The sequence below is a fragment of the Bradyrhizobium sp. USDA 4506 genome, from assembly GCF_054058795.1.
The window spans coordinates 3664045-3683138 of record NZ_JBSSBM010000002.1 but is presented as its reverse complement, the minus strand read 5'-3'; the positions used below and the strand labels follow the sequence as shown (position 1 = coordinate 3683138).

The following is a 19094-nucleotide window of genomic DNA, read 5'->3' as shown; positions in this document are numbered from 1 at the left end:
CGGGGTGCAAGCGACCGGCGCCTGCCATCCCGTCCCAAGGCGGGCGCCGGCAGCTAGCGGAGGCCTTCGTAGACCATCAGGCCGCGCGCGATGGCCAGCTTGCGCAGGGTCCGCGGCACGAACCGCTCCTGGGGATGCAGGTAACGCCACGAGGTCAGCACCAGGTCGTGCAGCCGGCCGACGTCGTCCTCGAACGGGGCGAGCAGGCCGGTGAGGCTCGCCGGCATATGAACGCGGCTCGTGAAGGGCAGCAGCAGCAGTTCGAGATGCGCCTTGGCGCCGCTCTCGGTCGTGGCGGTGATGCCGGCGATGGCCGGCAGGGTCTCTTCGACGACGCAGGTGATGATGTCTTCGATCTCGCCGCGGCTCGCGCCGGTGAACAGGGCGGAAAAGCTCCGGTTCTTGAGGTCGCAGCCGAGCAGGGCGGAGGTGCGGGTGCCGGCCACGCGGAACGGAAAGCGGGTCTCGCCGTCATAGGACAGCACGAAGATGTCGGACAGCAGTTCGCGTACCGCGGACGGCTCGAACTCACTCCGGTCAGGTGCACGTGCGGTGCCGCGCTTCGCATTCCAATATGCGAAGAACTCGCGGCTCGAGCTGTGTTTCATCTAAACCTTGCCCGGCACCTGTCTCGGCGGGACACATCTGTCCCGGTTTTGCTCAGGCGCCTTCCCTTCTCTGTTGTGCAGGGAAGGCTGTGCAGCGTCCATGCCGTGGCCGCGCTTTGGGCGGCTTATCGGCAGCTTTGTGTTGTTAACGTAAATTTAACTATGTCCTTGGCCCCCGCGGAACCAGTGGGTAGGGTCCGCGCGTTCCCGTTCGCGCCGGCTGCCCCAAGCGCCGGCGCCGTTGGTACACAGGTGGCGTCAAACAGTTTGGTCACCGTGCGGGGAGGGGTGGGGACGTTTCCCGATCCCTCCGGGGCACGAGAAGACCAGCCGATCAGGGAGGGCGTTCTCAGCGCCCTCCCTTTTCTTTTGTCCCGATTCCGCACTGCGCGACATCCGGTGTCCGATTTTGGGATTGTGCACTTGCACAGGGGTGCGAAAGCCGCCTATCTCTGATCCACCGCCGCATCGAGGTCGCCGACCCCTTGGACTCCCATCCCGAATCCCCGCTCGCGCCGCCGCCGGAGGCGCCGCGCGAGCCGATCCTGACCTTGCCGCCGGCGCTCACCGCCTACATCCTCCTGATCGCGGTGATCCATCTGCGGGTGCTGCTACCGCCGGAGCTGGAGAACTGGACCATCGACGTCTTCGGCTTCATCCCGAAGCGCTACGATTCAACGCTGCTCGACATCACCTTTCCGGGCGGCGAAGGCGCCAAGGTCTGGACCTTCGTCACCTATTCGCTGCTGCACGCCAACCTCACCCATATCGGCTTCAACGTGCTGTGGCTGCTGCCGTTCGGCAGCGCGCTGGCGCGGCGGTTCGGCGCGCTGCGTTTCTTTGTCTTCATGGCGGTAACGGCGGCCGCCGGCGCGCTTGCGCATCTGTTGACCCATGAGCACGCGATCGCGCCGATGATCGGAGCGTCGGCTTCGGTGTCGGGCACGATGGCGGCGGCGATCCGCTTTGCCTTTGTGAAGGGCAGCTTCCTGTCGTTCAGCCGTGGCGATGCCGAGGCGGCGGCCAAGGTGCCTGCGCTGTCGCTGTGGCGGGCGCTGCGCAACGGACGGGTGCTCGCCTTCCTGGCGATATGGTTCGGCGTCAACATCTTGTTCGGCGCCACCTCGCTGTCGCTCGGCGGCGAGGGCGCGAGCGTCGCCTGGCAGGCGCATATCGGCGGCTTCCTCGCCGGACTGCTGCTGTTCTCGTTGTTCGATCCGGTGCCGCGCACGCGGGACGATGCTGCAGATGCGTCGTCGGTGGATCAGTCGGGGCGCGTCTGATCGCCGCTTGCGGCCTGGATCGAATTCCTCCATCATCTTTGTGACGCAGAAACAAAGCGGGCCGACAAATCGAGCCCTGCTACTCACCCGCGCCTCGGAACCGAAATCGGCGCGGAACTGTTGATTGAAGACTCTGGCGAACAGGCTCGGCTCCGCTCAAGCGGGGCACGAGCGGATTCAGGGAGGCCGACAATGACGGTACGTTCCATTCTCGATGCAAAAGGCCATCAGGTCATGAGCGTCGCGCCCGGCGCGAAGCTCTCGGCCGCGGTCAAGCTGCTCGGCGAGCGTAGGATCGGCGCGGTGCTGGTGATGGAGCAGAGCCGCATGGAGGGCATCCTGTCGGAGCGCGACATCGTGCGCGTGCTCTCTGAGCGCGGCGCGGGCGCGCTGGACGAACCGGTCAGCGCGGTCATGACCAAGAAGGTCGTGAGCTGCCGCGAGTCCGATACGGTCAGCGGCATCATGGAGATGATGACCACGGGGAAATTCCGCCATCTTCCTGTCGTCGAGGACGGCAAGGTGGTCGGGCTGATCTCGATCGGCGACATCGTCAAGCGGCGCGTCGAGGAATATGAGCGCGAGCAGGAGGCGCTGCGCGACTACATCAAGACCGCCTGAGCGCTACTTCCCGGTGCTGTCCGCGCCGCTCGACGGCGGCGCCAGGATGTCGATCGCTTCCTCGATTGCGCTGATGGAGCGTTCGGCGGCGCGTATCCCGTGCGCGATCAGGTCGTCGGCGCGGTGGAAGTCGAACCAGCCGATCTGACCGACCCGCGGCGAGATCAGCATGTCAGGCGGATCGCCGGCAAGGCGTGCGCGGGTGATGCGGTCCTGCATGATGTTGAAGGCGTCGACCATGACGCTCGAGATGCCGGGCCGGCTGGCGCTGCCGAAAAACTCCCGCTTCACGGTACGTTCGGCGGAGAAGAAGCGGCCAAACCGGCGCTTCGGCGGCTCCGGCTCGAGCTCGGCCTCGGCGGTCACCGCAACCGTCACTTCGGGCGCGGCGGACGGGCCGTGATTGTAGATCGTGGTCGAGTGCGCGAACACGTCGCTGGAGAGGTTCGCCGCAATGACGATTTCGGCGCCGAGCGCGCGCGCGGCCGAGACCGGCACCGGATTGACCAGCGCGCCGTCGACCAGCCAGCGGTCGCCGATCAGGACCGGCGCGAAGATGCCGGGCAGGGCGTAGGAGGCGCGCATGGCGTCGACCACGCGGCCCTGGGTCAGCCAGATCTCGTGCCCGGTGCGCACTTCGGTGGCGACGCTGGCGAACTTGACCGTGAGGTCCTCGATCATGACCTGGCCAAGCGCCGCCTCGATCTCGGCGGCCAGCTTGGCTCCGCGGATCAGGCCGGAGCCGTTGAGGCGGATATCGAGGTAGCCGAGCACGCTGCGCGGCTGCAGGCCGCGCGCCCATTGCTCCAGCGTCTCGATATGGCCGGCCGCATAGGCGCCACCGACCACGGAGCCGATCGAGGTGCCGACCACCACATTGGGGACGATGCCGTGGGCCAGCAGGGTCTTGATGATGCCGATATGGGCAAAGCCACGCGCGGCGCCGCCGCCGAGCGCAAGCCCGATGACCGGCCGGCGAACCGTTCCCAGGCCTACCTTGTCGGGGCCGTCGGAGCTCTTGTGGCCTCGGCCCATCCAGCTATCCAACACGACAAATCTCCTGCCAGCGCGAGACTAGGCTGCGCAGCATGGCTGCGCCAGCGTCGTCCGTCTTCATGGTTATTCCCACAGGCATGATTCATGCCCCGGGTAGTCCGCGGTAGGCAGGGAATGTGACTGGACCGCGACGGTAGAGCTAACATCGGCTTGATCGCGCGGTTCCAAATGGCGGACGCCGCCCGCCCGGACTGTGACAAAGCCTTGGACGCCCCTTGGACGAAGGCTTGAATTTGCCGCGTTTTCGTTGAAAAGCATGGAGATGACTTCGAGGGGCAACGGCATCGGCGGATGCGGGCGGGGCATGCGGCTCCTTCCGCTGCTGACGCTTGCGGCATTTTTGCTGGCTCTGATCCCCGGTTCCGTATCTGCACAGTTCTTCAGCGACCGGCCGCCGCCGATTCCGCCCGCTTCTGTCCCGGAGGTGCCGTCCGGTCCGGCACTCAACCTGGCGCCGCCATCGGGCGGCGGTTCAGGGCCCGTTCTGCCCGGTCCGCTGAACCAGCCGACCATCGTCCAGCCCTCGATTGCGACCGTGCCGCCGGTGGTAGCTGTGCCGCCGGCCGGCTCGCCGGCCGCGGGGCAGGCGGTGCTGTCGCTGACGGCGCGGTACGGCAAGGACCTGCCGGTCATCAATGCCGGGCTGGTGTGGCGGGTGTTCGCCGACAAGCCTGACGACAACGGCACCTACAAGCTGGTCCGCGAAGAGCGCGGGGCGACGCCCAACGTGGTGCTGCCGCCCGGCAACTATGTCGTCCATGTCGCGCTCGGCCTCGTCAGCGCGGTGCGCGCCGTCAGTCTGAAGTCGGAGACCGACCGCGAGTCGTTCGTGCTCCCGGCCGGGGGCCTGCGGATCGAGGGTCGGGTCGGCAGCAGCAAGATCCCCGCCAACCAGATCTCGTTCGCGATCTACAAGGGCAGCCAGTTCGACGGTTCGGACCGTGGACCAATGGTGCCGAACGTTGCAGCCGGCGACGTCGCGCTGCTGCCCGAGGGCACCTACTACATCGTCTCCAACTATGGCGACGCCAACTCGGTGGTGCGCTCCGACATTCGCGTCGCGGCGGGCAAGCTGACCGACGTCACCGTCACCCATCGCGCCGCCGTCATCACGCTCAAGCTGGTCAGCGAGCGGGGCGGCGAGGCGCTCGCCAACACCGCCTGGTCGGTGATCACGCCGGGCGGCGACGTGATCAAGGAATCGATCGGCGCGTTCCCGCGCGTCGTGCTCTCCGAGGGCGAGTATCGCGCGATCGCCAAGAACGAAGGCAAGGTGTTCGAGCGTCCCTTCAATGTCGTCAACGGTGTCGATGGCGAAGTCGAGGTCGTGGCGCGCTGACGTCCGGCCGGCCCTGCATTTCATGCAGCTGTCATAGTCTCTAATGTGAACTAACCATCGCGCGAATTTGAGCCGTCATAATCGCTCGCGGCGAAGCCGGGCCTGCCTATTTTTACATGACGTTAAGCCGCGGCATGACTTGGATGTCGCGGGGACTAGTGTTTGCGTGGGGCGCGCCATGGTCATGGCCAACAAGAAATCAGCAAAAGCATCGGCCAAATTCAATTCCGAGATGTTCGCCGACGTACCGGTTCTGCAACGCAAGTGGCAGGCCGCGGTCCGTCCCGGCGAAAAGCTGCCGCACTATGAAGACGTGATGCTCGGCAGTCTCGGCCGGCTCGCGGATCATATCGTGCTGCTGCGGAGCGTAGATGGCATGCTCAGCGTCTCGCACGCCGGCCGCTATGTCCAGACATGGCTGAACGACGAGCGCTGGGACATTCCGCTCAGCGCCCTGCCGCCGGATTGCGCCACCGCGTTGACCGAAGCCGCCGCAAACGCGCGCGAGAACTGCCGGCCCTATCTGGCGTCGGCGCATTGCGTCCGCGACGGGTTGGTGCGGACCTTCGACGTGCTGGCGCTGCCGACGCGGTCGCGCTGGGGCGGTATCCTGGTCGGCGTCTATGTCAACGAGCGCAATGCGCAGTACAATCTGCTCGATACGATTTTCTCGGCCACCGACGAGGGCGTGCTGTCGCTCGCCGCGATCCGCGATGCGCGCGGCGAGCCGGCCGACTTCCAGATCGTGCATCTCAACCAGGGCGCCGCAAGGCTGCTGATGCAGCCTGCGACCGAATTGCTGTGGCGCCGGCTCAGCGCCGGCGGCAACCCGCTTGCGGCGTCAGCGGTGATGAGCCGTCTGCGTGGATTTGTCGGCGGCGGCCCGGGCGGGCAGTTCGAGATCGACAGCGGCGATCGCTGCCTGCGGCTCGGCGTCACGGCGTTCGGCGACATGCTGTCGCTGACCGTCTCCGACGTCACCGCGCTGAAGCAGCGCGAGCTGTCGTTCCGCCTGCTGTTCGAGAACAACCCGATGCCGATGTGGGTGTTCGACGCCGGCACGATGGAATTCCTCAGCGTCAACGACGCCGCCGTTCAGCACTATGGATACAGCCGGGAAAAGTTTCTCGGCATGACGCTGCGCCAGATCTGGCCGGTGGATGAGTGGAGCGTGCACAGCGCCGCCTTGCGCGAGATCGGCGACGTCTATCAATCGAGCCGCGACTGGCGGCACATCAGGGCCGATGGCAGCGAGATCCATGTGCTGACCTTCGGACGCAAGGTGGCGTTCGAGGGCCGCGACGGCTATTTGGTCGCGGTGGTCGACATCACCGAGCGCCGCGCCGCCGAAGCGCGGATCGCACATATGGCGCACCATGACGGGCTCACCAATCTGCCGAACCGCGATTTCTACCAGGAGCGCCTGCGCGAGGCGCTGGAGCGCGGCCGCAGCGGCAACAAGCGCGTCGCGGTGATGTGCATCGACCTCGACCTGTTCAAGAACGTCAACGACTCCTTCGGGCATCCGATGGGCGACCGGCTGCTCAAGCTGGTGGCGGAGCGGCTGCGCGAGGTGGTCCGCGACGACAATGTGGCGGCCCGCCTCGGCGGCGACGAATTCGCGATCGTGCTTGCGGCCGACGTTTCGCCGAACGAGGCGAGCGCTTTCGCCGAACGGCTGATCGAAGCGCTGAGCGCGCCCTACAACATCGACGGGCTCGAGGTCGTGGTCGGCGCCAGCGTCGGCATCGCGCTGTCACCGGGCGACGGCACGACGTCGGAAGAATTGATGCGCAATGCCGACATGGCGCTGTACCGCGCCAAGTCCGAGGGGGGCGGCGTGCATCATTTCTTCGAACCGGAGATGGATCAGCAGGCGCAGAAGCGCCGCGACATGGAGCGCGATCTGCGCGCGGCCTTCAGCAACGGCGAGTTCGAGCTGCACTACCAGCCGCTGGTCGACATCGCGGCCGACCGCATCTCTGGCTTCGAGTCGCTGCTGCGCTGGCGGCACCCGCAGAAGGGCATGGTCTCGCCTGCGGAGTTCATCCCGGTTGCCGAAGACATCGGCCTGATCGTCGCGCTCGGCGAATGGGTGCTGCGCGAAGCCTGCTCGGAGGCGATCAAGTGGCCCGCCGACGTCAAGGTCGCCGTCAATCTGTCGCCGGTGCAGTTCCGCAGCCGCAATCTGGTCCAGGCCGTGATCTCGGCGCTGGCGCATTCCGGCCTGTCGGCGCGGCGGCTCGAGCTCGAGATCACCGAGTCGGTGTTCCTGGCGGAAACCGAGGCCAACCTCGCGATCCTGCATCAGCTGCGCGAACTGGGCGTCAGCATCTCGATGGACGATTTCGGCACCGGCTATTCCAGCCTGAGCTATCTGCGTAGCTTCCCGTTCGACAAGATCAAGATCGACCGCTCCTTCGTGAAGGATCTGGCGCGGCGCTCCGATTGCCTCGCGATCGTGCGCGCGATCTCGGGCCTTGGCCGCAGCCTCAGGATCACCACGACCGCGGAAGGGGTCGAGACGACAGACCAGCTCGACTGGCTGCGCGCCGAAGGTTGCAACGAGGTGCAGGGATTTCTGTTCAGCGCGGCGAGACCGGCCGGCGAGATCGCGGCCTTGCTGAGCGGCTTTGCGGAGCGTGCGTCGAAGGCGGCGTAGTCGTCATGCCCGACAATGGCGAGGGCTTTTGTAGCCCGGGTGAGCGAAGCGACACCCGGGACGAGTGTCCCGCATATCGCTCCGCTCATGCGGGCTACAAGGCTATACCCTAGAACCGCGTCACGATATCGGACAGGGCCGGGCGCGGGCGGTCCTCGCTCGGCCTGGTCGGGGTGCCGATGTGAATGAGCCCGGCGAGCTTCTCGTCCGGCTTCAGGCCGAGGCCGTCGAGCACGTCGCGGTCGAAGACAAACCAGCCGGTCAGCCAGCAGGCGCCGTAGCCGAGCGCGGTCGCCGCGGTAACGATGTTCATCGCGCTGGCGCCCGCCGACAATTCCTGCTCCCACGGCGGCACCTTGGGGTGCGGCTTGGTGAAGGAGACCACGCCGATCACCAGCGGCGCGTCGGTCAGGCGTTTCTTCTCGACCTCGATGTCGGAGGCCGGCGCCCCGGGATTCTTCCGGGCGAAGACCTTTGCGATCACGTCGCCGGCCCGCGCGCGGGCATCGCCCTCGAACACGATGAAGCGCCAGGGCGCGAGCTTGCCGTGGTCGGGTACGCGTGCGCCGATCGTCAAAATGGTCTCGAGCTCGGCCGCGGACGGGCCCGGGCCGGTCATCTCGCGCGGTTTCATCGAGCGGCGCGTCTTCAGGAGTTCAATGGCATCGGGCACGGAGATGTCCTTCAAGGGGAGTCGTGCCCCCAAGATGGGGGCACGACCGAGCCAATGAAAGCCAGTTTAGACCGATTGTGAAGATCAGGCGACGGATCGCGCCCGCTTCACGTCGGGCGGCGTCGCCTCATCGACCAGCGCGGCGATCGCCTCATCGGTCGGCATCACCGTCTGCCGCTCGCTGCCGAGACGGCGGACCGAGACCGAGTGGGTCTCGGCTTCCTTCTTGCCGACGACGAGCAGGGCCGGGATCTTGGCCAGCGAGTGCTCGCGGACCTTGTAGTTGATCTTCTCGTTGCGCAGGTCGATCTCGACCCGCAGCCCGGCGCGGCGCGCGGTCGCCGCCACCACCTTGGCGTACTCGTCGCCTTCGGAGGTGATGGTCGTGACCACGAGCTGGGTCGGCGCCAGCCAGAGCGGGAAGTTGCCGGCATAGTGCTCGATCAGGATGCCGATGAAGCGCTCCATCGAACCGCAGATCGCGCGGTGCACCATGACAGGCGCCTTCTTCGAGCCGTCATGATCGATGTAGAACGCGCCGAACCGCTCCGGCAGGTTGAAGTCGACCTGGGTCGTGCCGCACTGCCAGTCGCGGCCGATGGCGTCGCGCAGCACATACTCGAACTTCGGTCCGTAGAACGCGCCTTCGCCCGGATTGATCTCGGTCCGGATGCGGTTGCTGCCCTTGGCCTTGATTTCCGACAGGACCGTCGCCATCACGCGCTCGGCGTGATCCCACATCTCGTCGGTGCCGACGCGCTTCTCCGGCCGCGTCGAGAGCTTGACGGTGAGCTCGCCGTCGAAGCCGAAATCGGCGTAGGTCGACAGGATCAGGTCGTTGATCTTGAGGCACTCGTCGGCGAGCTGCTGCTCGGTGCAGAACACATGGGCGTCGTCCTGGGTGAAGCCGCGCACCCGCATCAGGCCGTGCATCGCGCCCGACGGCTCGTAGCGATGCACGACGCCGAACTCGGCGAGCCGCAACGGCAGGTCGCGGTAGCTCTTCAGCCCGTGCTTGAAGATCTGCACATGGCCCGGACAGTTCATCGGCTTCAGCGCGAACCAACGCTTGTCCTCGGCCTCGTCGCCGGCGGACTGCGCCGCGAACATGTTCTCGCGGTACCAGTCCCAATGGCCCGAGGTTTCCCACAGCGCCTTGTCGAGGATCTGCGGAGCGTTGACCTCGTCGTAGTCGCCGAGCAGCCGGCGCCGCATATAGGCGATCAACTGCTGGAAGATGGTCCAGCCCTTGGGGTGCCAGAACACCACGCCCGGGCCTTCCTCCTGGAAGTGGAACAGGTCGAGCTCGCGGCCGAGCTTGCGGTGGTCGCGCTTCTCGGCTTCCTCGATCTGCTTGAGATAGGCGTCGAGGTCTTCCTGCCTGGCGAATGCCGTGCCGTAGACGCGGGTCAACATCGGATTGTTGGAATCGCCGCGCCAATACGCGCCCGCCACCTTCATCAGCTTGAACGCGTTGCCGATCTTGCCGGTCGAGGTCATGTGCGGGCCGCGGCAGAGATCGAACCAGTCGCCCTGGAAGTAGATCTTGATCGGCTCGTTGCCGGGAATGGCGTCGACCAGCTCGACCTTGAAGGCCTCGCCCTTGTCGCGGAACACCTGCTTGGTCTTCTCGCGATCCCAGACTTCCTTGGTGAACGGCTTGTCGCGCGCGACGATCTCGCGCATCCGCTTCTCGATCGCGGCAAAATCTTCCGGGGTGAACGGCTCGTTGCGGAAGAAGTCGTAGTAGAAGCCGTTCTCGATCACCGGGCCGATCGTGACCTGGGTGCCCGGCCACAGCGACTGCACGGCCTCCGCCAGCACATGCGCGGCATCGTGCCGGATCAGTTCCAGCGCGCGCGGATCTTCGCGGCCGATCAGCTCGATTTTGGCGTCGGCCTCGATCGGATCATTGAGGTCGGCAAGCGTGCCGTCGAGCGCCATCGCGACGGTGCGCTTGGCGAGCGAGGGCGAAATGCCTTTGGCGATGTCGAGACCGGTGGTCCCTTTCGGGAAATCGCGCCTCGCTCCGTCAGGGAAGGTGAGGACGATCTTGTTCACGGGTTCTGCGGGTTTGAGGTTAGAGAGGCTGTACTGGAATCCGGATTCGGATTTGGGTGGCGTATCGGCCATGGTGTCTCCTGTAGCTCACTCCTGCGAACGAGCGCAGGTAAGCGGAAAGCAGCGGTATAGCAGGGGATTTGACGCCTGCAATCCGGCAATATCAAGAAAATGGGCCTCCGGCCGCGCGGATTTGAACAAGGCTCGGCTGCAGGCGACGCCACGGATCGTTGCGACGCTGCCGATCATCGTCTAACGTCCGGCCTCCATTTTCCGCCATCGCGCGATCCGCAAGGTTCATGTTTTCCCGTCTCCTGTTTTTCGTGGCGTTGCTTCTGATCCCGGGCGTGTTGCGGGCGGAAGAGACATCGGTCCAGAAGGCCGGATTTGCGAAGAAGCTGACCATCTATCTCGCCCATGGGCCGGCGAACGCCTGCGGCGCCGGCTGCGATCGCTGGATCGCGATCGAAGGCGAGATCGATCGGGAAGCCGCGCAGCGGATTCGCACCTTCCTGTTTGCCAACAAGGACAGGCAGCTTCCGATCTACCTTCATTCGCCGGGCGGAAACGTCGAGCAGTCCTATGGGATCGCGCGGTTCCTGCGCGCGCACAAGGCAATCGCCCGGGTCGGCCGTACCATCGTGCCGGCCTGTTCCACCGGCACGCAGATCGACGCCGCCTGCCTGAAGATCAAGGCTGCCAAGGGGGAGGTCGAGGCCGAGCTCACCACGCGCAACGCGATGTGCGTGTCGGCCTGCGCCTATCTGTTCCTGGGCGCGACCAGCCGCGAAGTGGCGCCCGATTCGGTGCTCGCGGTGCATAACTCCAAGCTGATGTTCGTCGTGCACGGACATCCGCCTGCGCAGGTCGTCGCGGACTTCAGGCGGCGCGAGATGGTGAGCGCCGATCGCGACCGCAATGTATTCCTCGCGGCGATGGGCATCAGCCATGAGCTCAGCGACCTCATCAAGTCCGTGAAGTTCGAGGACCTGCACGTGCTGACGCGGCCGGAGCTTTATCGATTCGGCATCGATACGCGGCCGCTGCCGGAAACCCTGTGGGCGGTGGAGAAGGAAACACGGCCCTATGTTCGCAAGATCGTGCAGCAGAAAAGGGCCGACGGCAGTGCGTTCCGCATGATGGAGTGGCGGCTGTTCTGCGAGAGCAAGGATCGCGGGCGGCTGATGTTCGTGCGCGAGTTTGAGGAGGGGGCAGCCGGCAAGAGCACGGTGCTGATGATGGCCGGCGCGACCAGGACCGTTGCATTCGGCCGGTCGGCGCGGTTCGGCAAATACGAGGTCTGGAGCGAGGCGGTGACCTCGGACATCGTCAAGGCGATGCTCGCGGCCCCGCATCTGCAGATCGGCGAAAGCGCGCCGGCAACCGACGCCAAGCTCGACGCCAAGTCTGACGTCAAGTCCGGCCTTGCGACATTCGATATCGGCACCACCGGGCTGGAGCAGGGGTGGACGCAGCTTCTGGCATCATGCCCGGCGGCGACCGCCGGCCCGAAGCCTGCGAGCCCGTTGCCGGCCGCCGCGTCGCCGAGCGTTAGTGCGGTGCCGGCGGCATCGCCGTCGCGATGAGCGCAAGAGGCGCCGTTCGATAAGGTGCCATGCATTTAGATGCAGTTGCATCGATCTCGGCGTCTGCTAACAACGCGGCGTGAAACGCTTCGCTCCCACCGCATTGATGCTCGGCAACATCGTCACCGGCTGCTCGGTGCTGGCGCCGGCCGGCATGCTGGCGGAGTTGTCCGACGGACTCGGCGTCACGATCCACACCGCGGGTCTCCTGATCACCTTCGGCGCGATCGTGCTGTGCGTGGGCTCGCCGGCGACGGCGTGGCTGACCAGCCGGATCGAGCGGCGGGCCTTGCTGACGGCGACGCTGCTGGTGCTGACGCTGACCAATGCGGCATCCGCCTTTGTGCCGAACTACGACAGCCTCCTGATCATTCGGCTGGTGATGCTCGCGGTCGGCGTGCTCTACACGCCGCAGGCGGCGGGCACCGCGGCACTGATCGTGCCGGTGGAGAAGCGCGGTAGCACGATTGCCTACATCTTCCTCGGCTGGTCGCTTGCTGCCGCGATCGGGCTGCCGCTGATCACCTTCATCGCAAGCCGCTACGGCTTTCGCGCGACCTATGGCGCGATCGCGCTGACCGGGCTCGTCAGCTCCCTGCTGCTGTGGTGGCGGCTGCCAGGCGGACTGCACAGCGCGCCGGTTGACCTCAGAACCTGGGTCGATCTCGGCCGCAATCCGATGGTCATTCTGCTGCTGTCGATCACGACGCTGCAGATGTCCGGCCAGTTCGTGGTGTTCACCTTCATGGGACCGCTGCTCGCCAAACTGACCGGCGCCAATGCGGACGCCGTCGGGATCGTGTTCGCGCTCTACGGCATCTTCGGGTTCGTCGGCATCGTGATCGCAACGCGCGTGGTGGACTCGTGGGGCGCCTGGAAAACCTCGGTCCTGTTCACCGTGCTGCTGCTCGCAGGCGTCGCCGGCTGGGCGCTGAGCGCCGGCGCCTACGCCCTGATGGCCGCCTCCGTCGCGGTGTGGGGCCTCGGCTTTGCATCGACCAATTCGATGCAGCAGGTACGCCTGGTCGGTGCGGCGCCGGCGCTCGCTTCGGCGTCGGTCTCGCTCAATACCTCGGTGCTGTATATCGGCCAGGCCATCGGCTCCGCGATCGGCGGCTTGCTGTTCGCCCGCGAATGGCTGCACAGCGCAGGCTACGTGGCTACAGCCTTCGTCGCGGCGGCGCTCGCGGTCGTGGTCGTTACGCGGCCGCGACGGACGGCCGCCACCGCCGCAGCCGAGTGAACGGTTGGCTTTCACGTTTGTGTTCGCGAGAGCATCCCAACAACGATCCGCGTGCGGAACATCAGGGAGCTCGACTGCGCGTCACCACCTCACGCTTTGGCTGGGCACGATGAACGCCGTCGTGCTCGGCTTGTTCGGATTGTGGGTGAAGTAGCCGTAGGCGGCGACGATCACGACGAGCAAGGCAAGCACGGCCAGCAAGTCGATCTGCCGGGGATCATGACCGTTGTGGCTGATTTTCCAGCGCATTGTTGTTTCCTCCCCAAAGGGGGCAATGAAACAATGCGCCAACTATCGCCACAGTTCCGCCGGGCAGCAATGCGCGCTGCGCTTGGACGTGCCGCAGCAACCGATCAATTGTCGTTGACGCCGCGTCAACCGTTGTTGGCGCCGCGTCAGCCTTCGTTGACGCCGCGCCAGCGGCCATAGCGCCAGGGCAGGTACCAGCGTGCCCCGGGCGGCTTCGTCAGCGGGACATTATCGATCCCGGATGTTCCCCAGGGCTGGCAGCGCAGCAGCCGCGCCAGCGTCATCCAGCCGCCGCCCCACAGGCCGAAGCGTTCGATCGCCTCGTCGCCATAGACCGAGCAGGTCGGCAGATGCCGGCAGTTGTAGCCGACCAGCGGCGACAGCGTGTGCCGGTAGATCCAGATCAGGGCGCGGCCGAGGTTGCGCGGCAAGCGGCGCATGGTGCTGGCACAGTCCATGCATCGTGGATGGTGTGTCGTTGAATGGTTTGTCGGCGGCATACGCAAGTATGTACGTAGTCTTGCGGGGGTTCCAAGCCAAGGAACTGTTTTGTTGCAGATATTTACGCCACAGTTCGTTATTATTGCACAGCACCGATGGCGCTGCAGCAAGGGCTCTATGGACGGTCCGGGTCAGCAACGCTACCGTTCCCATAACGCGCCGCTGACAGAATCGTGGCGCACTGCCATGGGGCCATTGCCACCGCTCGCATCACCAAGGGCTTGGGGGAAGGAACCAAATTGAGGCTCGTCAAGTCGCTCTCGTTGCGCAGTTGGGCGCTTACCGGCGCCGTTGCTCTTTGCTTCGCAGCTTCCGGCACCGCCGCCATGGCGGGCGGTTCTGCGCAGGCCAATTCGACCCTCGAAGAGCGCAAGCTGCCGATGAAGTTCAGCTGGATCGCCTGCCAGCCGAATTGCCGCGGCTGGGTGTCCGCGGTCGGCATCATCACGGCCGATAGTCCGAGGGAATTCGACGAGTTCGCGCGCGGCCGCCAGCTCAACGGCGCCACCGTCGTGCTCGATTCCAGCGGCGGCTCGGTCAACGACGCGATCGCGCTCGGCCGCCGCTTCCGCGGTCTCGGCGTGCTGACCACGGTCGGTACCAGCGTCGTCAATCAGGCCGCGCAGGGTGGCCGCGCGAGCGTTCTGCCGGATGCCTATTGCGAGTCGATGTGCGTGTTCCTGCTGTTGTCGGGCAAGACGCGCTACGTTCCGCCGGCCGCCCATGTCCGCGTGCATCAGATCTGGATGGGCGATCGCGCCGACGACGCCAAGGCCGCGAGCTACACCGCGCAGGACCTGATGATCGTCGAGCGCGATATCGGCCGTCTTGCCAAGTACACCTTCGACATGGGCGGCGCAGGTGATCTGCTGGCGCTCTCGCTCAGCGTGCCGCCGTGGGAAGACCTGCACGAATTGTCGGCGGCCGAATTGCGGCTGACCAATCTCATCACCACCGATGCGGTTGCCGACGTGCTGCCGCGGCAGGACAACACCAAGGACAACGCAATTCCCGTCGCCGAGGCGAAGCCGAAGAACAACGATCGCTTCTTGAGCAGCGCGATGGAGGGCGAGGCGTCGCAGGCGAGAGCGACCAAGACCGCCGAGGTCGTGGTGCCGACCGGCGGCAGCGCGGCGCCGGCGCCGGTCCAGCCCGCGCAGTAAGAACGCACATTGTCGCGTCGTTCCGGGACGCGTAAGCGGACCACAGATGCGCAATTGCGCATCGGGGAACCTCGAGATTCCGGGTTCGATGCTGCGCATCGCCCCGGAATGACCTGACATGCAATTTTACGCCGGCTGCTTCGCCTTGGCCTCGATCTGGCCGATCGCATCGACCACGGCATCGAAGGTCAGCAGGGTCGAGGCATGGCGGGCCTTGTAGTCGCGCACCGGCTCGAGCAGCGCGATATCGGCCCATTTGCCGCCCTGCGGGGGCTGGCCGTTTTCCTTCAGCATCTTGCGGACCGTCTCGCGCAATTCGCGCAGCTCGTCCGCGGTCGAGCCCACCACCCGGCTCGCCATGATCGAGGAGGAGGCCTGGCCGAGCGCACAGGCCTTCACGTCATGGGCGAAATCCGTCACCACGGGACCGTCCATCTTGAGGTCGACCTTGACGGTCGAACCGCACAATTTGGAGTGGGCGGTGGCGCTGGCGTCCGGGTCGGCCAGCCGTCCGAGGCGCGGAATATTGCCGGCCAACTCGATGATCCGCTTGTTGTAAATGTCGTTCAGCATGGGGACAGATGCCTGGTTCCGGCGGTGCCGGGCGCTCTTGGCGGCTGGGTTGCACCGTCCTATATATGGGCGGCAACGCCGGAAACATAGCCCGGCCATGCAGCCACCGCGGCCCACCTCCGCCGCGGCGGTGCTACAATTGTGGGACTCAGGCGCCCGGCGGTCGAACCATCCGCCCCGTCTGCCCGGTGACACATCCGGACCAAGGTCAAATCCGAGGGCCGGTCGAACGGAGAAGACATGGACGCCTTGATCAAATCGATTCGCCCCAACAAGCCGGCCGACGCGAAGCCCGGCGAGCTCGACCCCTCAGAATTCATGACGGCGGCCGTCCGTGCCGACCAGCCGCGCCCGTCGCGGGCGGAGGCGGAGGACGCCGTGAAGACGCTGCTCGCCTATATCGGCGAGAACACCGGCCGCGAGGGCCTGCTCGACACGCCGCGCCGGGTCGTCGAGGCCTATGACGAGCTCTATCAGGGCTACCACCAGTGCCCGGCCGAGGTGCTGAACCGCACCTTCGGCGAGACCGCCGGCTACGACGATTTCGTCCTCGTCCGCGACATCGAGTTCACCTCGCAGTGCGAGCATCACATGATGCCGTTCTACGGCAAGGCGCATATTGCCTATACGCCGGTGGAGCGCGTCGTCGGCCTCTCCAAGCTGGCGCGGTTGACCGACATCTTCGCCCGCCGTCTGCAGACCCAGGAGCATCTCACCGCGCAGGTCGCGGCTGCGATCGACGAGGTGCTGAAGCCGCGCGGCGTTGCCGTGCTGATCGAGGCGGAGCATACCTGCATGTCGGTGCGCGGCGTTGCCAAGCATGGTGCATCGACCTTCACCAGCCGCTTCACTGGCATGTTCCGCGACAATCCGGCGGAGCAGCAGCGTTTCTTGTCCCTGGTGCGAGGACCGAACCGGTAACCTCGCATTTTCCTGAGCGAGGTTTTCCGTGTCCGCAGCGACCCACGATCACGACCGCGAGGAGGGGCTGGCCTTCCAGCCCAAATTCGACGCGGCAGGCCTTGTGACCTGCGTCGCGACCGATGCCGCGACCGGCGATGTGCTGATGGTCGCGCACATGAATGACGAGGCCCTGCGCAAGACGATCGCGACCGGCGAAGGCTGGTACTTCAGCCGCTCGCGCAATGCGCTGTGGCGCAAGGGCGAGAGCTCGGGCCAGACCCAGCGCGTGGTCGAGATCCGGATGGATTGCGATCAGGACGCGGTGTGGATCAAGGTCGAGCAGATCGGCGCCGCCTGCCACACAGGACGGCGCTCCTGCTTCTATCGCGCGGTGAAGGACGAGGGCGGGCATGTCAGCCTGTCCTTTGTCGACGCCGAGAAGCTGTTCGATCCGGCGCAGGTCTATCGCAAATAGATCATTGATCTGAATCAAGTACAGCGCGGCGAAGTCGTGTACTTCGTGGCCCCTGTTACGCCATGCGCAAGCCGTTGCGCAGGGTCGTCACTGGGGGTGAACTGTGGCGCATCGCCTGATACCGCTTGTTGGGTTTTTTGCCTGGGCTGTGTGGCCGATCGGCGAGGCGCAATCGCAAACGACCGAGCGTGCGCCCGATACGATGGCCGCGCGCGTCCTTGCCTGTGCGCCGTGTCACGGCGCCGAAGGCGAGGGCACCAGCGACGCCTATTTCCCGCGGCTGGCCGGCAAGCCGGCAGGCTATCTCTACAACCAGCTCATCGCATTCCGGGATGGACGGCGGAAATACCCGCCGATGAACTACCTGCTGGAGTTTCAGACCGACGATTACCTGAAGAAGATCGCTGAATATTTCGCCTCGCTCAGGCCGGCATTTCCGCCGCCGGTCCCGCCGGTCGACAGCAAGGAGATCCTGGCGCGCGGCGAGACGATCGTGAAGAACGGCGATCCGCAGCACGGCATTCCGCCCTGTTCGGCCTGCCATGGTCCCACATTGGGCGGCATGGAGCCCGGCATTCCCGGCCTGCTTGGCCTGCGCGCGGCCTATATCAGCGGCCAACTCGGGGGCTGGCGCTACGGCACGCGGACCGCGTTCGCTCCCGATTGCATGCAGATCGTCGCGGGCCTGCTGACGGAGGACGACGTGAAGGCGGTGGCCGCCTATCTGTCCTCGCGTCCGGCGCCGGCGGATCCATCCTTCGCGCCGCGAGGCAGCCTTCCGATGCCGCTCGAATGCGGCAGCGAACTGCATTGAAGGGATCGTGCCGATGTCGCGAACCTTAACAGGACTGCTTGTCGGACTGATGCTGGCATTGTCGCCGATTGGAGCAGCGGCGCAGCAGAAGGCGGCCGATCCGGCCGTCCTCGCCAAGGGCGAGTATCTCGCACGCGCCGGCGATTGCATCGCCTGCCACACCGCGCGCGAAGGCAAGACCTTCGCCGGCGGCCTCCCGATGAAGACGCCATTCGGCACGCTCTACACGTCGAACATCACGCCCGATCCGCAGACCGGGATCGGCACGTGGACCTCCGATCAGTTCTACCAGATGATGCACAATGGCCGCTTTCCCGACGGCGGCCTGGTCTATCCGGCGATGCCGTTCGCCTCCTATACCAAGGTGACGCGCGAGGACAGCGACGCGATCTACGCCTATTTGCGCACGGTGCCACCGGTCAGGCAGCTCAACAAGCCGCACGACCTGACATTCCCGTTCAACAACCGCTCGCTGATCCTCGGCTGGCGCACGCTGTTCTTCAGGGAAGGCGAGTTCAAGCCTGATCCGACGAAGTCGGCGGAGTGGAATAGAGGTAACTACCTGGTCGAGGGGCTGGGTCATTGCGGGATGTGTCACACCCCGATCAATGCGCTCGGCGGCAGCAAGCAGTCGCAGGCCTTCGAGGGCGGCCTGATCCCGATGCAGAACTGGTACGCGCCGTCGCTGACCTCCAACAAGGAGACGGGGCTCGGCGACTGGACGATCGAGGAGATCGTCGACTATCTGCGCAAGGGCGTGTCCGCCAAGGGCGCCGTGTACGGACCGATGGCCGAGGTCGTCTACAACAGCCTGCAATATCTCAATGATGATGATGCGCGCGCGATGGCGGTCTACCTGAAGGGCCTTGCGCAGGGCGGTCCTCCGGAGAAGGCGTCGACTTCGCTGCCGTCGGCCGAGAGCAGTCTGCTGCTGTCCTTTGGCAAGTCGATCTATGACCGCGACTGCGCAAGCTGTCATGGCGCGACCGGGCAGGGCATGCCGCCGGATTATCCGCCGCTTGCCGGCAATCAGTCGATCCAGATGGTCTCCGCGGTGAACCCGATCCGGATGGTGCTCAATGGCGGGTATCCGCCGGGTACGTCGGGCAATCCGATGCCCCACGGCATGCCGCCGTTCGCGCAGAAGCTGTCGGATGACGAGGTCGCGGCTGTCGTGACCTACATCCGAACGGCCTGGGGCAATCGCGGCGAGCCGGTGTCGGCGCGGCAGGCCAACGAACTGCGGGCAGCAACGCTGAACTAAAGCATGATCCGGAAAAGTGC

18 protein-coding genes are annotated in these 19094 nt (G+C 65.6%); 11 read left to right on the top strand and 7 right to left on the bottom strand.

Translation table 11 applies throughout. The features are described from left to right. Positions 1-53: 53 nt before the first annotated feature. Positions 54-608, bottom strand: coding sequence for a PAS domain-containing protein (locus ACVIHF_RS19655; RefSeq protein ID WP_057019672.1), 555 nt, complete (start codon positions 606-608; stop codon positions 54-56). A 485-nt stretch (positions 609-1093) separates the two neighbouring features. Between ACVIHF_RS19655 and ACVIHF_RS19650 the strand changes: the two genes are divergently transcribed. Both ACVIHF_RS19650 and ACVIHF_RS19645 read left to right on the top strand, forming a co-directional pair. After that, the gene (locus ACVIHF_RS19650) at positions 1094-1891 is read left to right on the top strand and encodes a rhomboid family intramembrane serine protease (protein ID WP_057019671.1); all 798 of its coding nucleotides are present in this window, start codon (positions 1094-1096) and stop codon (positions 1889-1891) included. A 192-nt stretch (positions 1892-2083) separates the two neighbouring features. Then, the gene (locus tag ACVIHF_RS19645) at positions 2084-2512 is read left to right on the top strand and encodes a CBS domain-containing protein (RefSeq protein WP_057019670.1); all 429 of its coding nucleotides are present in this window, start codon (positions 2084-2086) and stop codon (positions 2510-2512) included. A 3-nt stretch (positions 2513-2515) separates the two neighbouring features. Here the strand turns inward: ACVIHF_RS19645 and ACVIHF_RS19640 are convergent, their stop codons facing one another. Then, on the bottom strand, positions 2516-3562 hold the full coding sequence (locus tag ACVIHF_RS19640) for a patatin-like phospholipase family protein (protein WP_456780326.1): 1047 nt from the start codon (positions 3560-3562) through the stop codon (positions 2516-2518). 268 nt (positions 3563-3830) lie between these two features. Between ACVIHF_RS19640 and ACVIHF_RS19635 the strand changes: the two genes are divergently transcribed. After that, positions 3831-4907: a hypothetical protein gene (locus tag ACVIHF_RS19635; RefSeq protein ID WP_253608046.1), complete on the top strand. Its 1077-nt coding sequence runs from the start codon at positions 3831-3833 to the stop codon at positions 4905-4907. A gap of 178 nt (positions 4908-5085) precedes the next feature. Continuing rightward, the gene (locus tag ACVIHF_RS19630) at positions 5086-7569 is read left to right on the top strand and encodes a putative bifunctional diguanylate cyclase/phosphodiesterase (RefSeq protein WP_310881616.1); all 2484 of its coding nucleotides are present in this window, start codon (positions 5086-5088) and stop codon (positions 7567-7569) included. A 109-nt stretch (positions 7570-7678) separates the two neighbouring features. On the opposite strand, the gene ACVIHF_RS19625 is transcribed toward ACVIHF_RS19630, so the two are convergent. Together ACVIHF_RS19625 and thrS are read right to left on the bottom strand one after the other, a co-directional pair. Further along, positions 7679-8242 (bottom strand): nitroreductase family protein, encoded by a 564-nt coding sequence (locus ACVIHF_RS19625; protein ID WP_076831733.1) that lies wholly within the window; start codon positions 8240-8242, stop codon positions 7679-7681. Positions 8243-8326: 84 nt separating this feature from the next. Further along, complete coding sequence (gene thrS / locus ACVIHF_RS19620) at positions 8327-10375, bottom strand: threonine--tRNA ligase (protein WP_456792422.1); 2049 nt, start codon at positions 10373-10375, stop codon at positions 8327-8329. 227 nt (positions 10376-10602) lie between these two features. Here thrS and ACVIHF_RS19615 point away from each other — a divergent pair, with 227 nt between their 5' ends. Both ACVIHF_RS19615 and ACVIHF_RS19610 read left to right on the top strand, forming a co-directional pair. Beyond that, positions 10603-11889, top strand: a complete 1287-nt coding sequence (locus ACVIHF_RS19615) for an ATP-dependent Clp protease proteolytic subunit (protein WP_456780328.1) — start codon at positions 10603-10605, stop codon at positions 11887-11889. 106 nt (positions 11890-11995) lie between these two features. Continuing rightward, complete coding sequence (locus ACVIHF_RS19610; RefSeq protein ID WP_253609985.1) at positions 11996-13132, top strand: MFS transporter; 1137 nt, start codon at positions 11996-11998, stop codon at positions 13130-13132. Between the two features lie 81 nt (positions 13133-13213). Here ACVIHF_RS19610 and ACVIHF_RS19605 read toward each other — a convergent pair whose 3' ends face one another. Then, positions 13214-13381 carry a hypothetical protein gene (locus ACVIHF_RS19605; protein ID WP_016843922.1) on the bottom strand — a complete coding sequence of 56 codons (168 nt, stop codon included), beginning with the start codon at positions 13379-13381 and terminating at the stop codon, positions 13214-13216. Between the two features lie 146 nt (positions 13382-13527). Then, positions 13528-13839 (bottom strand): membrane protein insertion efficiency factor YidD, encoded by a 312-nt coding sequence (gene yidD, locus ACVIHF_RS19600; protein ID WP_076831624.1) that lies wholly within the window; start codon positions 13837-13839, stop codon positions 13528-13530. A 282-nt stretch (positions 13840-14121) separates the two neighbouring features. Between yidD and ACVIHF_RS19595 the strand changes: the two genes are divergently transcribed. Then, a complete protein-coding gene (locus ACVIHF_RS19595) occupies positions 14122-15045 on the top strand; it encodes a hypothetical protein (protein WP_456780329.1) in 924 nt (307 codons plus the stop codon). A 126-nt stretch (positions 15046-15171) separates the two neighbouring features. On the opposite strand, the gene ACVIHF_RS19590 is transcribed toward ACVIHF_RS19595, so the two are convergent. After that, entirely contained in the window at positions 15172-15618 is a 447-nt protein-coding gene (locus tag ACVIHF_RS19590) for an iron-sulfur cluster assembly scaffold protein (protein WP_057019663.1), read from the bottom strand. A 240-nt stretch (positions 15619-15858) separates the two neighbouring features. Here ACVIHF_RS19590 and folE point away from each other — a divergent pair, with 240 nt between their 5' ends. The 4 genes from folE to ACVIHF_RS19570 all read left to right on the top strand — a co-directional run bounded on the left by folE (position 15859) and on the right by ACVIHF_RS19570 (position 19074). Next, complete coding sequence (gene folE, locus ACVIHF_RS19585; protein ID WP_016843918.1) at positions 15859-16539, top strand: GTP cyclohydrolase I FolE; 681 nt, start codon at positions 15859-15861, stop codon at positions 16537-16539. A gap of 28 nt (positions 16540-16567) precedes the next feature. Further along, a complete protein-coding gene (hisI, locus tag ACVIHF_RS19580) occupies positions 16568-16996 on the top strand; it encodes a phosphoribosyl-AMP cyclohydrolase (RefSeq protein ID WP_057019662.1) in 429 nt (142 codons plus the stop codon). 115 nt (positions 16997-17111) lie between these two features. Next, on the top strand, positions 17112-17810 hold the full coding sequence (locus tag ACVIHF_RS19575; RefSeq protein WP_456781900.1) for a c-type cytochrome: 699 nt from the start codon (positions 17112-17114) through the stop codon (positions 17808-17810). Between the two features lie 13 nt (positions 17811-17823). Further along, positions 17824-19074, top strand: a complete 1251-nt coding sequence (locus tag ACVIHF_RS19570) for a c-type cytochrome (RefSeq protein ID WP_456780330.1) — start codon at positions 17824-17826, stop codon at positions 19072-19074. Positions 19075-19094: the final 20 nt, after the last annotated feature.